The sequence below is a fragment of the Gammaproteobacteria bacterium genome (genome assembly GCA_016200485.1).
In the GTDB taxonomy this organism is placed as follows: Bacteria; Pseudomonadota; Gammaproteobacteria; order Tenderiales; family Tenderiaceae; genus JACQEP01.
This window is the reverse complement of record JACQEP010000004.1, coordinates 18,591-37,120: the sequence shown is the minus strand read 5'-3', so window position 1 is coordinate 37,120 and position 18,530 is coordinate 18,591. Positions and strand designations below refer to the sequence as shown.

At 51.9% G+C, this 18,530-nt stretch carries 18 protein-coding genes; 16 read left to right on the top strand and 2 right to left on the bottom strand.

What is annotated here, in order from left to right; genetic code table 11:
* Positions 1-49: 49 nt before the first annotated feature.
* Positions 50-2,707: a [protein-PII] uridylyltransferase gene (glnD, locus tag HY272_00720; GenBank protein MBI3771217.1), complete on the bottom strand. Its 2,658-nt coding sequence runs from the start codon at positions 2,705-2,707 to the stop codon at positions 50-52.
* An 18-nt stretch (positions 2,708-2,725) separates the two neighbouring features.
* Positions 2,726-3,493 (bottom strand): type I methionyl aminopeptidase, encoded by a 768-nt coding sequence (gene map, locus HY272_00715; protein ID MBI3771216.1) that lies wholly within the window; start codon positions 3,491-3,493, stop codon positions 2,726-2,728.
* Between the two features lie 416 nt (positions 3,494-3,909).
* Here map and rpsB point away from each other — a divergent pair, with 416 nt between their 5' ends.
* The 16 genes from rpsB to HY272_00635 all read left to right on the top strand — a co-directional run bounded on the left by rpsB (position 3,910) and on the right by HY272_00635 (position 18,486).
* Positions 3,910-4,719 carry a 30S ribosomal protein S2 gene (gene rpsB, locus HY272_00710; GenBank protein ID MBI3771215.1) on the top strand — a complete coding sequence of 270 codons (810 nt, stop codon included), beginning with the start codon at positions 3,910-3,912 and terminating at the stop codon, positions 4,717-4,719.
* A 103-nt stretch (positions 4,720-4,822) separates the two neighbouring features.
* Positions 4,823-5,707, top strand: coding sequence for an elongation factor Ts (locus HY272_00705; protein MBI3771214.1), 885 nt, complete (start codon positions 4,823-4,825; stop codon positions 5,705-5,707).
* 3 nt (positions 5,708-5,710) lie between these two features.
* Positions 5,711-6,454, top strand: coding sequence for a UMP kinase (gene pyrH, locus HY272_00700; protein MBI3771213.1), 744 nt, complete (start codon positions 5,711-5,713; stop codon positions 6,452-6,454).
* Complete coding sequence (frr, locus tag HY272_00695) at positions 6,451-7,008, top strand: ribosome recycling factor (protein ID MBI3771212.1); 558 nt, start codon at positions 6,451-6,453, stop codon at positions 7,006-7,008. Before pyrH ends, frr begins: the two co-directional genes overlap by 4 nt.
* A gap of 78 nt (positions 7,009-7,086) precedes the next feature.
* Complete coding sequence (locus tag HY272_00690; protein ID MBI3771211.1) at positions 7,087-7,848, top strand: isoprenyl transferase; 762 nt, start codon at positions 7,087-7,089, stop codon at positions 7,846-7,848.
* A gap of 37 nt (positions 7,849-7,885) precedes the next feature.
* Positions 7,886-8,668 carry a phosphatidate cytidylyltransferase gene (locus HY272_00685; protein ID MBI3771210.1) on the top strand — a complete coding sequence of 261 codons (783 nt, stop codon included), beginning with the start codon at positions 7,886-7,888 and terminating at the stop codon, positions 8,666-8,668.
* Positions 8,665-9,846, top strand: a complete 1,182-nt coding sequence (locus HY272_00680) for a 1-deoxy-D-xylulose-5-phosphate reductoisomerase (protein ID MBI3771209.1) — start codon at positions 8,665-8,667, stop codon at positions 9,844-9,846. Before HY272_00685 ends, HY272_00680 begins: the two co-directional genes overlap by 4 nt.
* Before the next feature lie 8 nt (positions 9,847-9,854).
* Positions 9,855-11,222 (top strand): sigma E protease regulator RseP, encoded by a 1,368-nt coding sequence (gene rseP / locus HY272_00675; GenBank protein ID MBI3771208.1) that lies wholly within the window; start codon positions 9,855-9,857, stop codon positions 11,220-11,222.
* A gap of 14 nt (positions 11,223-11,236) precedes the next feature.
* Complete coding sequence (gene bamA / locus HY272_00670; GenBank protein ID MBI3771207.1) at positions 11,237-13,510, top strand: outer membrane protein assembly factor BamA; 2,274 nt, start codon at positions 11,237-11,239, stop codon at positions 13,508-13,510.
* A 21-nt stretch (positions 13,511-13,531) separates the two neighbouring features.
* On the top strand, positions 13,532-14,035 hold the full coding sequence (locus tag HY272_00665) for an OmpH family outer membrane protein (GenBank protein MBI3771206.1): 504 nt from the start codon (positions 13,532-13,534) through the stop codon (positions 14,033-14,035).
* Positions 14,036-14,208: 173 nt separating this feature from the next.
* Positions 14,209-15,231, top strand: a complete 1,023-nt coding sequence (lpxD, locus tag HY272_00660; protein MBI3771205.1) for a UDP-3-O-(3-hydroxymyristoyl)glucosamine N-acyltransferase — start codon at positions 14,209-14,211, stop codon at positions 15,229-15,231.
* Between the two features lie 44 nt (positions 15,232-15,275).
* Positions 15,276-15,719, top strand: coding sequence for a 3-hydroxyacyl-ACP dehydratase FabZ (fabZ, locus tag HY272_00655; protein MBI3771204.1), 444 nt, complete (start codon positions 15,276-15,278; stop codon positions 15,717-15,719).
* 2 nt (positions 15,720-15,721) lie between these two features.
* On the top strand, positions 15,722-16,492 hold the full coding sequence (lpxA, locus tag HY272_00650; protein ID MBI3771203.1) for an acyl-ACP--UDP-N-acetylglucosamine O-acyltransferase: 771 nt from the start codon (positions 15,722-15,724) through the stop codon (positions 16,490-16,492).
* A gap of 58 nt (positions 16,493-16,550) precedes the next feature.
* On the top strand, positions 16,551-17,711 hold the full coding sequence (lpxB, locus tag HY272_00645) for a lipid-A-disaccharide synthase (GenBank protein MBI3771202.1): 1,161 nt from the start codon (positions 16,551-16,553) through the stop codon (positions 17,709-17,711).
* 14 nt (positions 17,712-17,725) lie between these two features.
* Complete coding sequence (locus HY272_00640; protein ID MBI3771201.1) at positions 17,726-18,058, top strand: hypothetical protein; 333 nt, start codon at positions 17,726-17,728, stop codon at positions 18,056-18,058.
* Complete coding sequence (locus HY272_00635; protein MBI3771200.1) at positions 18,055-18,486, top strand: rhodanese-like domain-containing protein; 432 nt, start codon at positions 18,055-18,057, stop codon at positions 18,484-18,486. Before HY272_00640 ends, HY272_00635 begins: the two co-directional genes overlap by 4 nt.
* The last annotated feature ends 44 nt before the right edge of the window (positions 18,487-18,530 follow it).

Genomic DNA, 18,530 nt, shown 5'->3' with positions numbered 1-18,530 from the left:
CGATATAACCAATTTGAGATAGGTTTTAATAATAGCCGAAAATTGACCGTTAATCGCTGGCATCGAGATAACTGACAATCCGTTCCCGCAATTGCAGCAGCTTGGCGTCATCGAGAATGGGGCGATTATCGCGGTCGGAAATAAAAAACACATCCTCCACCTTCTCGCCAATAGTGGCGATCTTGGCGTTCTGCAAATAAATATCGCATTCCATCAATGCGCGTCCGATACGAGACAAGAGGCCTGGGCGGTCGGCGGTTACGAGCTCCATGACAGTGCGTTGTTTGCGTGTATCCTGAATGTAGCTAACCTGCGTGGGGGTGCGGAAGTGTCTGAGCTGGCGCGCCAGTCGGCGGCTCGATTTCTTCGATGCCCAGTTGGGGTCACGCAACTCATGACGCAATTGATCCAGAATTTCCTGGATGCGAAGTTCGCTGCTGATAGTGTCGCCGGAGGCTTCAAGAACGACATAGGTGTCAAAGGTGTAGCCGTCACTGGAATGAATAATTTTGGCATCGACGACCGTCAGGCCCATTTGATCCAGGGTTTGGGTGGTGGCGGCGAACAGGTGTTTGGCCAGCAGAGCGTGAATGAATATTTCCGTGCCGCCGCGCTCTGTTTCCTGCTGTACCAACACCAAGGGCATTTCCTGGCCTGCATTGTGAATCACGGATTGGGTTTGCCAGGCAATTTCCTCGGCGCTGTGGCGCAGGAAATAATCGTCGCCCAAATGTTTCCAAAGTTGAGCAATTGCGTCGCCAGAAATCCCGATTTCAACCAGGTAATCGCGCACCAGTTTTTGGATTTCCGCGATATGTTCGGCTTGATCCACGGGGTTAGCCAAGCCGCGCGCCAGGGTGCGCTTGGTGCTGATATAGAGTTCGAGCAGCAAAGAATCTTTCCAGGCATTCCACAACGAAGGATTAGTGCCTCGCACATCAGCGATAGTTAACAAATAGAGATAATCGAGGTGCGTTTGATCACCAACAGTGGTGGCGAATTCAAGAATCACATCCGGGTCACTGATGTCTTTGCGTTGAGCGGTACTCGACATGATTAAATGATTGCGTACCAGCCATGCCACATAGCGGGCATCGTGATTACTCAAGCCATGGAGGATGCAAAACTCATAGGCTTCATCGGCGCCGAGTTCAGAATGATTGCCGCCACGTCCTTTAGCGATGTCGTGAAACAACGCACCAAGATACAGGATTTCGAGTTTTGGGATCGTCTTGATCAGGTCGCTGCAAAAAGGGAGTTCATGATTATGTTCGGCGACGGTCAGGCGGCGCAGATTGCGCACCACCATCAGTGTATGTTCGTCCACCGTGTAGACATGGAACAGGTCATACTGCATCAGGCCGGAGATTTTGCCAAAGGCAGGGATGTAGTTGGCCAGAATACCGTAACGATTCATGCGTCGCAGTTGGTGAGTGAGCCCCATTGGCTGGCGCATAATCTCCATGAACAGGCTACGATTGCGAATGTCTTTGCGAAAATTTTCATCAATCAGGTAACGATGATCGCGGATCAGGCGGATGGTGGCGGCGCGAATCCCTTTGATCTCTGGATTTTGCTGCATGAGCAGGAAAATCTCGAACAGTGCAAAGCGATAGCGCCGAAACACCTGATTATGGGTGACTTCGATAAATCCTTTACGGATTTGAAAACGGCGATTTAAGGGGATCGGTTGCGCTGGATCGTCGGCGTAGAGGATGGCTTCCTGGAATAATTGCAACAGCATTTCATTCAACCGGTTCAATTCGGCAACCGTGCGGTAATAACGCTTCATGAACTGCTCGACGGCAAGTTCGGTGCGGGCGTCGGTATAGCCAAAGCGATCGGCAAGCGGGCGTTGATAGTCAAATAACAATCGATCTTCACGGCGGCCTGCGGCAATGTGCAGCGCGAACCGGATTTGCCACAGCAGGTTTTGGCCTTCGATCAGTTGCGCATATTCGCGTTCGGTCAGAAATCCATGTTTGACCAGGTCATGCAAGGTATTGGCATTGAAGTGACGTTTGGCGACCCAGCCGATCATCTGAATGTCGCGCAACCCGCCGGGTCCTTCCTTGATATTCGGTTCAAGGTTGTATGAGGTATCGTGAAACTTGTGATGACGCTGGATTTGTTCCTGCCATTTGGCTTCAAAGAATTCACGGCTCGGCCAGAGGCGTGGCGGCGCGGTCATGTCACGCATCGCATTGAATAAATCCTGCGGGCCGGCAAGCAGTCGCGCTTCCATTAAATTAGTGGCGACGGTGATGTCGCGTTCCGCCTCTAGAACACAATCGCCCAGGGTGCGCACGCTGTGGCCGATCTCAAGACCAATGTCCCACAGAAACATAACCAATTGTTCGATGGTCTCGCGATGGCCGTTGGTGTGCGTATCGCGCAATAAGACCATGAGGTCGATGTCAGAGCCCGGATGTAATTCGCCGCGGCCATAACCGCCAACGGCGATCAAGGCCAGGCTGTCATCATTTGCCTTGAAATAAGTATTCCAGGCCTTTTTGAGAATGTGATCGATGACCGTGGCGCGGCCATGCACCAACACTTCGACTTCGACACCTTCATCAAATAAGGTCTTCAGTTGGTCCTGTAATCGCTTTAATGCAGAGCGAAAAGCCTTGACCGGTTTTTCACCGGTGGCCAGCGCTTGATCCGGTGTGGCGGACGTTAATAGTTTGTCGATGACCGTGGTCATGCCAGATATCCGGCGATTTTAAAATTCTTCATCCGGGCGTCGGGTCAGAACTTCCACTCCAGTGGCTGTTACCAAAACAGTATGTTCCCATTGTGCCGAGAGACTATGGTCGCGGGTGACTACGGTCCATTGGTCGGGCAATACTTTTACATTGCGTTTTCCGGCATTGATCATGGGCTCGATGGTAAAGGTCATTCCCGCCTTGAGCGCTTCGCCAGTGCCCGGCGTGCCGTAATGCAGTACCTGCGGTTCTTCATGGAAGTTAACGCCGATGCCGTGGCCGCAGTATTCGCGCACTACGGAGAAGCCGTTGGTCTCGGCATGCTTCTGGATGGCATGACCGATATCGCCAAGCCGCACGCCAGGTTTTACCATCTTGATCCCCAGACACATGCACTCATAGCTGGTCTGGCTCAGGCGACGGGCCAGCACCGAGGGTTCGCCGATAAAGAACATCTTGCTGGTATCGCCATGGTAGCCGTCCTTGATGACAGTGATGTCGATGTTGACGATGTCACCCTTCTTCAGCACCTTGGGCCCTGGGATGCCGTGGCAGACCTGGTGATTGACCGAGGTGCAGATCGACTTGGGAAAGCCATGGTAATTAAGGGGGGCGGGGATGGCCTGCTGCTCATTAACGATGTAATTGTGGCAAATAGTGTTCAATTCCTCGGTAGTCACGCCGGGGCGAACATGTGGGGCGATCATCTCCAATACCTCCGCAGCCAGGCGGCCCGCAGTACGCATTTTCTCGATCTCTTCCAAGCTTTTGATAGTAATAGTCATTTTGTCCACGGTGATCGCTCGTTCAGGGCAGACGGCATTTAAATCGCCGCTTGCGGGTCCAAAGGCGAATATTAGCCTCAGAGGCATGTCATTGTCAGCACAAGATTTTTTGGGGTTCTTGCTAGGGCTTTTCCCTCTCCCGCCCCTCCGGGGCACCCTTTCCCGCGAGCGGGAGAGAGAACGTTGATTCGGCCTTCGGCCGCGGGTTTTGTAGGTAAGAGATTGAGCAAACGGGCCTTTATATGATATAAAGCGCGCCAACTGCCGGAATTTTCTGGCAGTCCTTAGGTCGCCGGCGTAGCCGGTAAAAAATCCACACACGCACCGGCACATCTCGCCCGGGTGCCCCACGTATTCAGTAGTGGGGTGGCGAATGGGGTGCGTGGAGGCCATAACCCAACAGTTAGGAGTAAATCATGTCTAATGTTTCTATGCGTCAAATGCTGGAGGCCGGTGTTCACTTTGGCCACCAGACCCGTTACTGGAATCCGAAGATGGCCCCGTTCATTTTCGGTGATCGGAACAAGATTCACATCGTCAATCTGGAAAAGACCCTGCCGCTGTACAACGATGCAATGAATTTCATCAGCAGTCTGGCGGCCAAGAAAGGCAAGATTTTGTTCGTGGGCACCAAGCGTGCCGCGCAAGATGTTGTTCGCGAAGAAGCACTACGTTCCGACATGCCTTACGTCAACCACCGTTGGCTCGGCGGCATGCTGACCAACTTCAAGACCATCAAGCAGTCCATCAAGCGTCTGAAAGACCTTGAGGCAATGGAGAAGGAAGGCGGTCTCGATCGTTTTAACAAGAAAGAAGCCCTGGGTCTGAAGCGCGATATGGAAAAGCTGGAGCGCAGCCTGGGCGGTATCAAAAATATGGATGGTCTGCCGGAGGCCATTTTCGTGATCGATGTGGGTCATGAAAAGATCGCTGTTGCAGAAGCCAAGTCGCTGGGTATTCCGGTCATTGGCATTGTCGATACTAACAATAATCCGCGTGGCATTGACTATGTGATTCCTGGTAACGATGACTCTGCCCGCGCCGTTGCATTGTATGCGCGTGGTGTCGCCGATGCGGTGATTACCGGTCGCGCCTCTGTGGTGAATGCTGGCAGCGCCGACGAGTTTGTCGAAGTCGAAGAAGAAGCTGGCAAGAAATCGGTGAAGACCACCGTCAAGCGGACCCGTAAGGGTTCTGCGGCTGGCGATGCCGCTGACGAGGGTTAATCCTCGTTGAAGTAATGAAGTCTTAGGAGCCGCCCGCAATGGGCGGCTCGTTTTATCCCGGATTTGTTTTGTTAACAACAGGATTGATAGAGAGGTTAGCGCTATGTCTATTTCAGCAGCAATGGTCAAAGAACTGCGTGAGCGTACCAACGCCGGCATGATGGAGTGCAAAAAGGCACTGACTGAAACCAATGGTGACATCGAAGCTGCTGTTGAGCTGATGCGTAAGAGTGGCGCTGCCAAAGCCGACAAGAAGGCTGGCCGTATCGCGGCTGAAGGTATCATCGCGATGGAAGTCGGCGCCGGTAACAAGAGTGCGGTGTTGGTGGAAGTGAATAGCGAAACCGATTTCGTTGCCAAGGGTGACGATTTCCGTGGTTTTGCGGCCGCAGTGGCTCATCAGGTGCTGGCCGGCAAGCCTGCAGACCTGAATGCATTGATGGCGCTGCCGGTCGAGAAAGGTTCCGATGCCACGATCGAAACTCGTCGTCGCGACCTGATCTCCAAGATTGGTGAAAACGTGAATGTGCGCCGTTTTGCCCGTTATGAAACGGATGGTGTTGTTGGCGCTTATCTGCACGGTAACCGCATCGGCGTACTGGTCGAAATGAAGGGCGGTGATGCCGAACTGGCGAAAGATATCGCGATGCACATCGCGGCCAGTCGTCCAGTGTGTGTCAGTTCCGAGCAAGTCCCTGCGGAGCTGATCGCCAAGGAAAAGGAAATTTTCGCGGCTCAGGCGGCGGAAAGCGGCAAGCCTGCAGATATCATCGAAAAAATGGTATTGGGTCGTGTGGCTAAATACCTGAAGGAAGTGACCTTGCTGGGCCAGCCTTTCGTCAAAAATCCAGAGGTGATGGTAGAGAAGCTGCTGGCAGAGAAGAAAGCCACCGTCTTGCGTTTTGAGCGCATCGAGGTCGGCGAGGGTATCGAGAAGAAAGAAGAGGATTTTGTCGCGGAAGTGATGGCTCAAGCGAAAGGAGCCTGATCCGTGCCTAAAGCCGAATCGAAGAAGCCAGTTTACAAGCGGGTTCTGCTGAAACTCAGCGGTGAGGCCTTAATGGGGCCGGGGCAGCACGGCATTGATCCGGCCACCATCAATCGCATCGGTGGCGAGATAAAAGAGTTGGTCGATGCTGGAGTTGAGGTTGGTCTCGTCATCGGCGGCGGTAATATCTTTCGTGGCGCTGGACTTGCCGAAGCGGGCATTGAGCGCGTCACCGGCGACCAAATGGGCATGCTGGCGACGGTAATGAATGCCCTGGCGATGCAGGATTCGCTTGAGAAAATGGGTATTTCTGCCCGTGTGATGTCGGCGCTTAAAATCAATCAAATTTGCGAAGACTATATCCGTCGCCGCGCCGTGCGTCATTTGGAGAAAGGGCGCGTTGTGATATTTGCGGCAGGTACCGGTAATCCGTTTTTTACAACAGATTCAGCGGCCAGTTTGCGTGCTATCGAAATTGGTGCTGGGTTGTTGATTAAGGCGACCAAGGTGGACGGCGTCTATTCTGCTGATCCAGTCAAAAATCCAAAGGCAGAGCGGTATACCAGTCTTACCTATGATGAAGTGCTAGACCGGCGCTTGGAAGTCATGGATGCAACGGCGATTGTGTTGTGTCGTGATTACAATATGCCTCTGTGCGTGTTGAATATCAATAAACCAGGTGCTTTGATGGCTGTGATCACAGGTGGTGATGAAGGCACCTTTGTCAGACAGGGAGCTAAGGCATGATCGATACCATCAAGAAAAATGCAACAAGTCGAATGCAGAAGAGCATCGATTCATTGAAGGATGCGATGTCGAAGGTCCGTACCGGGCGCGCGCATACCTCGCTGCTGGATCACATCAAAGTCGACTATTACGGCACTGAGATGCCGCTAAGCCAGGTCGCGACTATTTCAGTTGCAGATTCACGCACCTTGACCGTGCAGCCATGGGAAAAGAGCATGGTACAGCCTATCGAAAAGGCGATCATGACTTCTGATCTGGGTTTGAATCCGGCGACTTCGGGGCAGCTGATTCGTGTGCCATTGCCGGTGCTGACCGAAGAGCGGCGCAAGGACCTGACCAAGGTAGTGCGTCACGAGGCCGAAGGCGCCAAGGTTGCAGTTCGTAATATCCGCCGTGATGCCAATAATGATATCAAGGCGCTTTTGAAAGATAAAAAAGTGAGCGAAGATGATGTGCGTCGCGGCGAGGAAGATATTCAGAAAATGACCGACAAGTACATCGCCGAGATCGACAAGGTATTGGCGGAGAAAGAAAAGGATTTGATGGCAATTTAATTGCCGATAAAGGGGAAGAGGGGCAGCAGTGCCCCTTTTTCAAATCAAGATCCCTATCCATGGATCGAAGAGGAGTAGATGGTTAAGACACAGGCCAAGGATGAGCATCATGGCAAGCTGCCACGGCATGTCGCCATCATCATGGATGGCAACGGTCGTTGGGCCAAGCAGCGCCATATGCCGCGCATCGCGGGCCATCGTGCCGGTGTTGAATCGGTGCGCAGTGTGGTTCAGCTCTGTGGTGCCAAGGGTATTGAAGTTCTGACCCTATTTGCCTTCAGTAGTGAGAATTGGCGGCGGCCAGAGACTGAAGTCAGTCTGTTGATGGAGTTGTTCATGATGGCCTTGCAGCGCGAGGCAAAGCGGTTGAATGAAAACAATGTCCGGCTACGCGTGATCGGTGATCGTTCGCGATTTTCCGCCAAACTTCAGGATGAGATCGCAAAAGCCGAGATGGTGACTCAACCTAACACAGGTTTGACGTTGGCAGTGGCGGCCAATTACGGTGGCCGTTGGGATGTCACGCAGGCGGTGCGGCGCTTGGCAGATGACGTGATTGCTGGCAAGGTGGAACCCGCTGCGATTAGCGAAGAGATGATTCGCGACCGGCTTTCAATCGCCGATTTGCCTGAGCCCGATTTGTTCATTCGAACCGGCGGCGAGCAGCGCATCAGCAATTTTTTGTTGTGGCAATTGGCCTACACCGAACTCTATTTTACCGACACCCTGTGGCCCGATTTCAAGGAAGCAGCGTTTGAGTCCGCACTGAATTCATTTGCGCAACGCCAGCGGCGGTTTGGCCGTACTGGTGACCAAGTGGAGCAAGGGCGCAGTGCTTAAACTCCGGCTGTTGACAGCGGCGGTGTTGATACCGCTGATGATCTGGGCAATTTTCGGTCTGACGTCATCTCAATTCAGTTTGGTACTGGCGGGGATTGCCTTGGTAGGCGCCTGGGAGTGGGCTGGGCTCATTACGCTTACCAAAATCTGGATGCGATTGTTGTATGTGGTGGTGATTGGATTGTTGATCGCAACCATTTTGGCCGTGCCGCTCAGTGATTCCGGACTTCGTTGTTTGTTGTTTATCGCTGCACTGTGGTGGGTGGGTGCGCTGATCTGGGTGTTGCGTTATCGCGGTCAATCCGGTTTGACGTCCAGAGATGTGGTGATCGGTGTCGTCGGCGGTGTCGTGGTATTGGTGCCTACGTGGTTGGGTTTGAGCGAGTTGCATGGTTATAGCGGCAACGGCCCGCAATGGTTGCTGTACGTTATGATTTTGATTTGGTGTGCCGACAGTGGCGCTTATTTCACGGGCCGGCGATGGGGGCGCAACAAGTTAGCGCCGCATGTCAGTCCCGGTAAAAGCTGGGAGGGCGTGTATGGCGCCCTGGCGATCACGTTGCTCGTGTCGCTGGTGGCCAGTAAATTATTTGAACTTTCCACGGCAGATTTAATCTGGTTTTTACCGTTAAGCATGATCACGGTGCTGATCTCGATTGTGGGTGATCTCCTGGAGAGTCTCTTCAAACGTCGGGCCGGGGTTAAAGACAGTGGCCGCATTTTGCCAGGACACGGCGGTGTTCTTGATCGCATCGACAGCTTAACGGCGGCTGGGCCGGTATTTGCCCTGGGTTTGAGTCTGTTTGGAGTGCGCGGATGATTGGCATTACTGTGCTCGGCGCGACGGGTTCTATCGGGGTCAATACCCTGGATGTGATCGCGCGTCATCCGGACCGGTACCGGGTTGTCGCGCTGACGGCTAACCAGGATGTCGAGCGGATGCTGGAACAATGCCGTTACCATCGTCCGGAATATGCGGTTATGGCGTCTGAGGCGGCCGCCACTCAACTCGACGCCAGAATCCGTCAGCAAGGTCCGATGGTGCAGGTATTGCAAGGTGTCGAAGGCCTGTGCCGGGTTGCGTCGCTGCCGCAAGTGTCGATTGTGATGGCGGCTATTGTCGGTGCCGCTGGGCTGTTGCCGTCGATGGCCGCTGCTGCTGCTGGCAAACGCATCCTGCTGGCCAACAAGGAGGCGCTGGTGATGTCTGGGCGCTTGTTCATGGATCAGGTGCAGCAGGGTAAGGCCGAATTATTGCCGGTGGATAGCGAACACAATGCCGTGTTTCAGTGCATGACTGAAGGTTATACTCATGGACTGGCGCAGAAAGGTGTACGCCAGATCCTGTTGACGGCCTCCGGTGGGCCATTTCGAACCCGTAAGCTTTCTGAACTGGATGCCGTTACCCCGGAAGAAGCCTGCGCCCACCCCAACTGGGTCATGGGCCGCAAGATCTCCGTCGATTCCGCTACCATGATGAATAAGGGGCTGGAGGTGATCGAGGCCTGCTGGTTGTTTAATGCCAGTCCGGATCAAGTGCAAGTGGTTCTGCATCCGCAGAGCGTGATTCATTCGATGGTAGAGTATGTCGACGGCTCGGTGTTGGCGCAACTTGGCAGCCCGGATATGCGGACCCCCATCGCCCATGCCCTGGCCTGGCCAGAGCGAATCGAATCTGGCGTCAAACGCCTGGATCTGGTGCAAGTGGGGCAGCTGAGTTTTGAACGCACCGATTTTGAGCGCTTTCCATGTCTACGTCTGGCCTACGAGGCCATGCGTCGTGGCGGCACGGCAACCGCAGTGCTGAATGCAGCGAATGAAGTTGCGGTAACCGCTTTTCTGGAACGAAGGTTGCGTTTTAACGCAATTGCGGATGTGATCGAACATACCTTGGGCGCGTGTTCCGTGCATGAGGCGGATTCTCTGGACGTGGTTCTGACCGCCGATCAACAGGCGCGTCAGCTGGCAGATGAAATGATTAATACAAAATATAGATAACGGGTGTGATGGGTACATTGTTGTCATCGTTGTTTTTCTTTGTGCTGGCCTTGGGCATTTTGATTACGGTCCATGAATTCGGCCATTATTGGGTGGCGCGCAAGTCGGGGGTTAAGGTACTGAAATTCTCCATTGGTTTTGGTAAGCCGTTGTGGTCAAAAGTAGCCGGTCCTGATCAAACCGAGTATGTGCTTGCCGCGATTCCATTAGGCGGTTACGTGCGCATGCTGGATGAGCGCGAGGGCGAAGTGGCGCCTGAAGAACAGCATCGTGCCTTTAATCGTCAAAGTCTGGCCAAGCGCAGCGCCATTGTTTTTGCAGGCCCGTTTTTTAATTTCCTGCTGGCGATCGCGGCCTATTGGCTGATCTTTGTCATTGGCGTCACCGGCATGAAACCCATTGTCGGTGTTATTACCGCAGGTTCTGCTACGGATCGCGCCGGGTTTCATCAGGGAGATTTAATCCTCCAGGTAGGTGATCGCAAGACGCCAACATGGGAAGCTGTCATTGTGACAATGCTCGATCAGGCATTGGATCTCAATGAAGTAACAGTCAAGGTCAAAGAGGTTGAAACGCAAGCCGAAGTAGATCGACATTTGCGTTTTGATTCCCTTCCGGAAGATCTGAATCGCGGTGGTTTCCTCGATTACATCGGTATTCGACCTTATCGGCCGGCGATCCCGCCGGTCATCGGACAATTGGCGCCGGGTGGCGCGGCCGAGCATGCAGGCATGGAAGAGGGTGACAAGGTCGTTGCTGTCGATGGACACACGATGGACGATTGGGAAGCCTGGGTCGATTATGTGCGCACGCGGCCGGAACAGCGGATTGAGGTGCAGATTGAACGGCAAGGCGAGAAATTAACGCTTGAATTGACGCCCGAGCGCTATGTCACCAAGGAAGGCGATATTGGCCGTGTCGGCGCCTCGGTGCAATTACAGGAAATGCCAGCGGATTTGCGTGCTGTTGTCAAATATGGTCCATACGATGCGCTTATCAGCGCCGGTGCCAAGACCTGGGACATGTCGGTGTTGACTCTGCGGATGATGGCCAAGATGGTGGTCGGGGATATCTCGATTTCCAATCTTAGTGGGCCGATCAGTATTGCGCGTTATGCAGGGTATTCGGCCAGTATCGGATTTGTTTCCTTCCTCACCTTCCTTGCGATTGTCAGCATCAGCCTGGGTGTTCTGAATCTGCTGCCCGTACCGATGCTGGATGGTGGACATCTGTTCTATTATCTCATCGAAATGATCAAAGGCACCCCGGTTTCCGAAAAGACGCAGCTGATAGGGCAGAAATTGGGGATCGCAATGCTGGTCAGCATGATGGTGCTGGCGTTCTATAACGATATCTTGCGGCTGTTTGTAAAATAATTGGCGAGAAGTAAATGATTTTCCAGAGAACAAGGATGGTATGTATCTGGGCATGGCTGCTTATTGCCGGGCAGGCGCAGGCACTTGATGCATTTACCGTGAGTGACATCAAAGTTGATGGTGGGCAGCGTATCAGTCAGGGTACCGTTTTCAATTACCTGCCAATCAAAATTGGTGACCAGGCGGATGAAAAGAATTTACGTAATGCCATTAACCAACTTTATGCCACCGGTTTCTATAATGATATTCAATTGTTGCGCGATGGTAATGTGTTGATAGTCAAAGTTCAGGAACGGCCATCGATTGCTAGCGTAAAAATCAGCGGTAACAACGAGATTGGTAGTGAAGAATTGCTTGGCGCCCTGAAAAAAATCGGGTTGGCGGAAGGTAAGATTTTTGACCGTTCATTGCTGGATAAGATCCAGCAAGACTTGCAGCGCCAGTATTTCTCCCGCGGCTACTACTCCGTCGAAGTCGAGACCGAGGTAAAAGATGCGGGAATGAATCGCAGTGATATCCATATCAACGTCAGGGAAGGACTGGTCGCAGAGATTAAACAAATTAATATTGTTGGCAATAAAGTGTTTTCAGAAAATAAATTGATGAAGGATTTTCAGTCCGGAGTCGGCGGGCTCTTTTCTGGTGACGATCAGTATTCCAGGCAAAAGCTAACGGCCGATCTGGAAATCTTGCGTTCTTACTATCTGGATCGTGGTTATATCAATTTCAATATTGAGTCATCGCAAGTCAATATCACCCCTGACCGCCGCGCGGTCTATATCGCGGTAAATGTGGCGGAAGGCGATCAATTTACGGTGTCGGCGGTCGATCTCGCCGGAGATTTTGTGGTTGATAAAGAAGAGCTTCGGAAGTTGATCAAGATCGCGCCTGGCGAAATCTTCTCTCGCCGCAAGGTCACTGAGTCTTCCAATGCCATCACCGAGCGCCTGGGGCGCGATGGTTATGCCTTCGCCAATGTGAATTCCATTCCCGATGTCGATAAAGACCATAAGTTGGTGGCGCTCAATTTCTTTATTGATCCGGGCAAACGCATCTCGGTACGGCGAATCAATGTCAGCGGCAATGCCAAAACCGAAGATGAAGTCGTGCGCCGCGAGATGAGGCAGATGGAGAGTGGTTGGCTGGCATCCGACAAGCTTGAGCGTTCGCGTGTGCGTGTGCAACGTCTTGGCTATATAAGCGATGTGACGGTTGAAACTCCCTTGGTGCCGGGCAGCAACGATGTGGTTGATGTCGACCTATCGGTGACGGAAGAGCCGTCAGGTTCATTGATGGTGGGTTTGGGGTATTCAGGGGACGGGTTGTTGCTGAATGCATCCGTCAGCCAGAATAATTTCCTGGGCACCGGCAAGCGAGTGTCAACGGAGATCAATAGCAGCAAGGTCAGCAAGGTGTACAGCTTTTCCCATACCAACCCCTACTACACGATGGATGGCGTGAGTCTCACCACTCAATTGTATTATCGTCAAACGGATACGTCTGCCACCAGTGTTGCTGAATATGTACAGAATCAGTTGGGTGGGAAACTGACCTATGGAATACCCATTACCGAATATGATTCGATACGGCTCGGCGTGGGGTATGAAGATGCGGAGATTAAGACGTCAACTTTCACTCCGCTGTCCTATGTGAATTATCTGAATGCCAATGGGCATCAATTTACCACTTATCGTCTGACGTTGGGTTGGAGTCACGATACGCGTGATCGTACTGTGTTTCCGACTAGCGGTATTAGTCATAATTTAAGTGGTGATGTGACAGCCCCGGCCAGCGACCTCCATTATTACAAGATTTATTCGGATACCCAGTGGTATTACCCTTTATCTTCGATGTTCACTCTGTCATTGAACGGTGAGCTGAGTTATGGTGAACGCTACGGTGATACAACGGATGTTCCATTCTTTGAAAAATTTTACGCCGGGGGGGCGCACTCGGTACGAGGTTACCGATCCAATTCCTTGGGGCCTAAGGATGGCACACTGGCATTGGGGGGTAATTTCCGAACCGTGGGTAACGTAGAACTGGTATTTCCCCCACCGTTTTCCGAGGATAGCAAGACGGTGCGGCTGAGCACATTTTTCGATATCGGGAATGTATTTAAGGATATTGCCAGTTTCTCAGGGGGTGAATTGAGGCAGTCGGTTGGCGTATCATTATTGTGGTTGTCACCTATCGGCCCGCTGTCTTTTAGTTTGGCGCGCCCCCTGAATGAGCAGGTGGATGACCGCACGGAATCGTTCCAGTTTACCTTGGGTTCCTTTTTTTAGTGGATGATGGGAGATAAAGCGTTGAAAAAATTGATTGCTGTGGTGGCTATGGTAGGAACACTTGCTGTGCCGTTGTGGGCAAATGCTGCGGAGGTCAAGATTGGTTTTGTCAATCGGGTCAAGCTGTTGAAAGAAGCGCCTCAGGCTGAAGAGGCGTCGAAGCGATTGCAGAAGGAATTCGAGCCACGCGAAAAACAATTGATTGCGAGTCAAAAAAAACTCGGTGATAAGGAAGAGCGTTTTGTTAAGGACAGCGAGATTTTGAGTCCGGGGGAGCGCCAGAAACAGGAGCGGGATCTTCTTTCCGAGAAACGCGAGTTCAAACAGGCGGAGACCGATTTAAAAGAAGATTTCGCTATTCGTCAAAGTGAAGAGATGTCGAAGATTCAGGCTTTGTTGATTGATGCCATTCAGCAGGTGGGCAAGGATGAGCAATTTGATCTGATCATGTATGAAGGCGTCTCTTATGCCAGTCCGCGCGTCGATATCACGGACAAGGTGATCGAGCGCTTGAAGAAAAAATGATGAGAGCTTTCAACCCAAAAACCTAACGCAAAGACGCAAAGGCGCGGAGAAAACCAAAAAGCTCTGTCCCGGCACATGTGTTCATCCGGCATCACCTTTGCGCCTTCGCGTTGGATTTTTGTGTTTTTAGAGCATCTGTGAATAGTCAGAAATTAGTTTAATTGGAATCGTGAATGGTTCGAAGTCTGGCAGAGTTGGCCGAATATGTCGGCGCGGAATTGCGCGGTGATGCCCGTTTGCAGATTGAGGGTGTTGCGACGTTGCAAAACGCCGGTCCGAATCAGATCGGTTTTCTGGCGAACTCCCGTTATCGACGTTATCTCGCGGAGAGTGCAGCGGGTGCAGTAGTTCTTGCCCGCGAAGAGGCAGCGAATTGTAAAACCAATTGCCTGATTACCAAGAATCCTTATCTGGCATTTGCCAAGATCGCAACCTTGCTCAATCCTGCATCCAAACAGCAACCGGGCATTGCGCCTTCCGCAGTCATTGCCCCAGGTGCGAAGATTGATGCGAGTGCCCATGTTGGGGCCAATGCTGTTATCGGGAACGGTGTAGAGATCGGTGCCGAGGTTTTTGTCGGCCCGAATTGCGTTATCGAAGACGATGTCGTGATCGGGAACGGGACATGCCTGCGTGCGAATGTGACATTGTGCCGAGGCGTGAAAATAGGCCGTAATGGCCTGATTCATCCGGGTGTAGTCATCGGGGGGGATGGCTTCGGTTTGGCCAATGATACTGGCCGCTGGGTGAAGGTGCCGCAATTGGGTGGTGTGACGCTGGGTGATGATGTCGAGGTAGGTGCCAATACTACGATTGACAGAGGGGCGCTGGGAAATACGGTCATTGAAGAGGGCGTCAAGCTGGATAACCAAATCCAAGTTGCGCATAATGTGATAATAGGCGCCCATACCGCGATCGCAGGCTGTGTCGGGATTGCCGGCAGCACCGAGATCGGCAAGCGGTGTCAGATTGGTGGCGGGGTGGGGATCGTCGGCCATCTCAAGATAGTCGACGATGTGCATATTACTGCGATGTCTCTGGTGACAGGGAATATTACCAAACCAGGTGTCTATTCCTCAGGGACGCCGCTGGAGTTGAATCAGCAATGGCATAAGAACGCGGTCAGGTTCCGTCAGCTGGATGAGTTGGCTCGGCGTATCAAGACGCTGGAGCGGTCTCTGGGCAAAGACGGTTGATAGATGCTAGCAAGAATTGGAAGGTTATGGACACACAAAACACAATGACGACTCTGGATATCCATGAGGTATTGGAACATCTGCCGCATCGTTATCCGTTCTTGCTGATTGATCGGGTGATTGACTATAAAGTAGGTGAGTATTTAACTGCGCTGAAGAATGTTTCATATAACGAACCCTTTTTTCAGGGACATTTTCCGCATCGTCCTGTGATGCCTGGTGTGCTGATTCTGGAAGCGCTGGCCCAGGCGACGGGCATCCTGGCATTCAAAACCACCAATTCTCGCCCCACCAGCAAGTCATTGTATTACTTTGTGGGCATTGATAATGCGCGCTTCAAGCAGCCGGTCGAACCCGGTGATCAACTGATTTTGCACGTCAAAGTGTTGCGTACCGTGAGGGGTGTCTGGAAATTTGAGGCCGAGGCCAAGGTTGACGGTAAGGTGGTTGCGGCGGCCGAAGTCATGTGTGCGGAACGGGAAGTTTAAATGTGATTGATTCACGCGCGGTTATTGATTCCTCAGCGCGCATTGGCGAAGGGGTCACGATTGGGCCTTTTTCGGTGATCGGTCCCGATGTTGAGATTGCTGCTGGCACCTGGATCGGTCCGCATGTGGTTATCAGCGGACCATGCAAGATAGGCCGCGATAATAAAATCTTTCAATTTGCCTCGATTGGCGCGGAACCGCAGGATAAAAAATACAGCGGCGAACCAACCTTGTTGGAGATTGGTGATCGTAACGTAATCCGTGAATGTTGCACCTTAAATCGCGGCACCGTGCAGGGTGGCGGTATTACCCGTATGGGCAGTGATAACTGGATCATGGCCTATGTGCACATCGCGCATGATTGTGTCGTGGGTAACAACACGATTTTTGCCAACAATGCCACTCTGGCAGGGCATGTCACGATTGAGGATTATGCCATCCTGGGTGGGGCAGCACTGATTCATCAGTTTTGTTGTGTCGGTGCGCATAGCTTTACTGCGATGGGCAGTTCAGTGGCCAAAGATGTGCCGCCATTCCTGATGATTTCGGGGCAAATGGCGCAACCTCATGGTTTGAATGTTGAGGGCCTGAAACGGCGTGGGTTCACGGCTGATGATATTTTGGCCTTGCGTCGAGCCTATAAAATTGTCTACCGCTCAAATCTGACAGTGGTTCAAGCATTGGAAGAGCTTAAAGGATTGGCACAGGAAAATGGGCATGTTGCTCGTTTTGCAGAATTTGTTGCCAAATCAGAGCGCGGTATTGTTCGTTAAACCCTGAACGGGCGATGTCACTGCAATCGCCAAGTCTCCTAATTTATAACATCAGCCTGTGACCGTAGAAAAACACCGAGCATTGCGTATTGGAATTGTCGCCGGTGAGGCATCAGGTGATCTGCTGGCAGCGGGGTTGATCCAGTCGATCAAACAGCGTCATCCCACGGCGGAGTTTGAAGGAATCGCGGGGCCGGCGATGATTGCGGCTGGATGTAAGGCGTTGTTCCCTGCCGAGAAGCTGGCCGTGATGGGCTTGGTGGAAGTGCTGGCGCATTATCGTGAGTTGCATGGAATTCGCAACCAGGTACGTGATCATTTTCTGAAGCAACCGCCGGATGTGTTTATTGGTGTTGATGCCCCGGATTTTAATCTGGGTCTGGAGCGTTTGTTCAAAGAAGCTGGAATCAAGACTGTCCACTATGTAAGTCCCTCAGTCTGGGCATGGCGCCAATATCGCGTTAAAAAAATCGCCAAATCAGTGGATCTCATCTTGACGTTATTTCCATTTGAAGCTGATTTTTATCGTCAGCATAATGTTAGGGTAGCGTTTGTTGGACATCCGTTTGCAGATATGATCCCTCTGGAAGCGGATCGGGTTGCCGCAAGAACGAAGCTCGGTTTGCCGTTGGATCGGCCTATTGTTGCGCTCTTGCCCGGCAGTCGCATGAGCGAGGTCAATGCATTAGGAAAGTTGCTGCTGGATACTGCGTCATGGATACATCAACGGCAAAAGGATATTGTTTTTGTGGCACCGTTGGCGACCAAGGCAACTCAGAGTGCATTTGAAGAGTTTGCCAATGAGTTTGTCACATCTGGTATTGATCTTAGAGTACAAGAGGGACAAGCCAGGGATGTCATGGAGGCAGCAGATGTCGTGATTCTGGCATCGGGGACGGCAACATTGGAGGCTTTATTATTAAAGCGACCAATGGTTGTGACATATCGGCTGGCGCCGTTGACGTATTGGATTGCCAAACGAATGATAAAGACACCTTATGTGTCATTGCCAAACTTATTGGCGGGCGAGTTGGTGGTCTCTGAGTTGATTCAGGATCAGGCGACGGCTGACAATCTTGGACAAAAGACGCTGGAATTGCTTCGGAACCCCACGGATTATGATCGGATTGTGGGTATGTTCCAACGAATCCATTATCAATTGCGCCAAAACGCAAGTGAAAGGGCCGCGACCGCAGTTTTGGAATTGATAGAACATTAAAGAGAATTATTGAAATGGACGCGAATTCGACTTCAAAGTTATTCAAGGCGACCCTGTTTGCACTGCTGATCGCAGTGGCAGGGTGTGGTGTGGATCGGAATGCTGCTAAATATGATGAGCGACGCTACAAAGAGCTGCAACGAGCAAGTTGTACCGAGATGGCCTCTTTGTTGTCATCTACCTTGATTGCGGAGAAGCCAGAAAATTACGGCCAGGCCATGAAGCGCTGTCAGGATCTGAAAACCCTGACCTATGAAGAATATGTGCGCTACGCCGATGCCGCGCGGGCAAGTGGCAATTGGGATATCTATCAGCATTTTCCTGGGAAGAGGACAAAATCGCAATGATTGATCGTCACATCGCGAAGGTTATGGCCGGTTTTCTGGTTGCGCTGACAGGGTTGGGCATAGTGTTGCCGGCTTGGGGACAAGTCGCTGATCCGGCGACGATAATTGATGCGGAACAGATGATTGATCTGATCAACGCAAAGCCGGATTTATTGATCATAGATTCACGTTTGGCGGCGGATCATAAAAGGGGGTTTATTGAAGGTTCGGCAGCATTGACGGATACTGATACAAATTGCCGTTCTTTAGCAACATTGATTTCGAGCAAACATCGACCATTAGTGTTTTATTGTAATGGGCCTAAATGCAAGCGCAGCAAGGCCGCTATTGCTATTGCCAAGTCATGCGGTTATGACCAGTTATATTGGTTTCGCGGCGGCATGGAAGAATGGATACAGAAGAAATACATCTATAATAAAAATGAATAATAGATCTGGACGATAAGGTTAACATGGGCCTGCATAGAATATCG

Excerpts from the sequence above, each read along its gene's own strand:
- HY272_00640 (MBI3771201.1), top strand. The coding sequence starts at position 17,726 with ATGGACGCGAATTCGACTTCAAAGTTATTCAAGGCGACCCTGTTTGCA.
- HY272_00680 (MBI3771209.1), top strand. The coding sequence starts at position 8,665 with ATGATTGGCATTACTGTGCTCGGCGCGACGGGTTCTATCGGGGTCAAT.
- rseP (MBI3771208.1), top strand. The coding sequence starts at position 9,855 with ATGGGTACATTGTTGTCATCGTTGTTTTTCTTTGTGCTGGCCTTGGGC.
- map (MBI3771216.1), bottom strand. The coding sequence starts at position 3,493 with ATGACTATTACTATCAAAAGCTTGGAAGAGATCGAGAAAATGCGTACT.
- rpsB (MBI3771215.1), top strand. The coding sequence starts at position 3,910 with ATGTCTAATGTTTCTATGCGTCAAATGCTGGAGGCCGGTGTTCACTTT.
- HY272_00705 (MBI3771214.1), top strand. The coding sequence starts at position 4,823 with ATGTCTATTTCAGCAGCAATGGTCAAAGAACTGCGTGAGCGTACCAAC.
- bamA (MBI3771207.1), top strand. The coding sequence starts at position 11,237 with ATGATTTTCCAGAGAACAAGGATGGTATGTATCTGGGCATGGCTGCTT.
- HY272_00635 (MBI3771200.1), top strand. The coding sequence starts at position 18,055 with ATGATTGATCGTCACATCGCGAAGGTTATGGCCGGTTTTCTGGTTGCG.
- lpxD (MBI3771205.1), top strand. The coding sequence starts at position 14,209 with ATGGTTCGAAGTCTGGCAGAGTTGGCCGAATATGTCGGCGCGGAATTG.
- HY272_00690 (MBI3771211.1), top strand. The coding sequence starts at position 7,087 with ATGGTTAAGACACAGGCCAAGGATGAGCATCATGGCAAGCTGCCACGG.
- fabZ (MBI3771204.1), top strand. The coding sequence starts at position 15,276 with ATGACGACTCTGGATATCCATGAGGTATTGGAACATCTGCCGCATCGT.
- glnD (MBI3771217.1), bottom strand. The coding sequence starts at position 2,707 with ATGACCACGGTCATCGACAAACTATTAACGTCCGCCACACCGGATCAA.
- frr (MBI3771212.1), top strand. The coding sequence starts at position 6,451 with ATGATCGATACCATCAAGAAAAATGCAACAAGTCGAATGCAGAAGAGC.
- HY272_00685 (MBI3771210.1), top strand. The coding sequence starts at position 7,886 with ATGATCTGGGCAATTTTCGGTCTGACGTCATCTCAATTCAGTTTGGTA.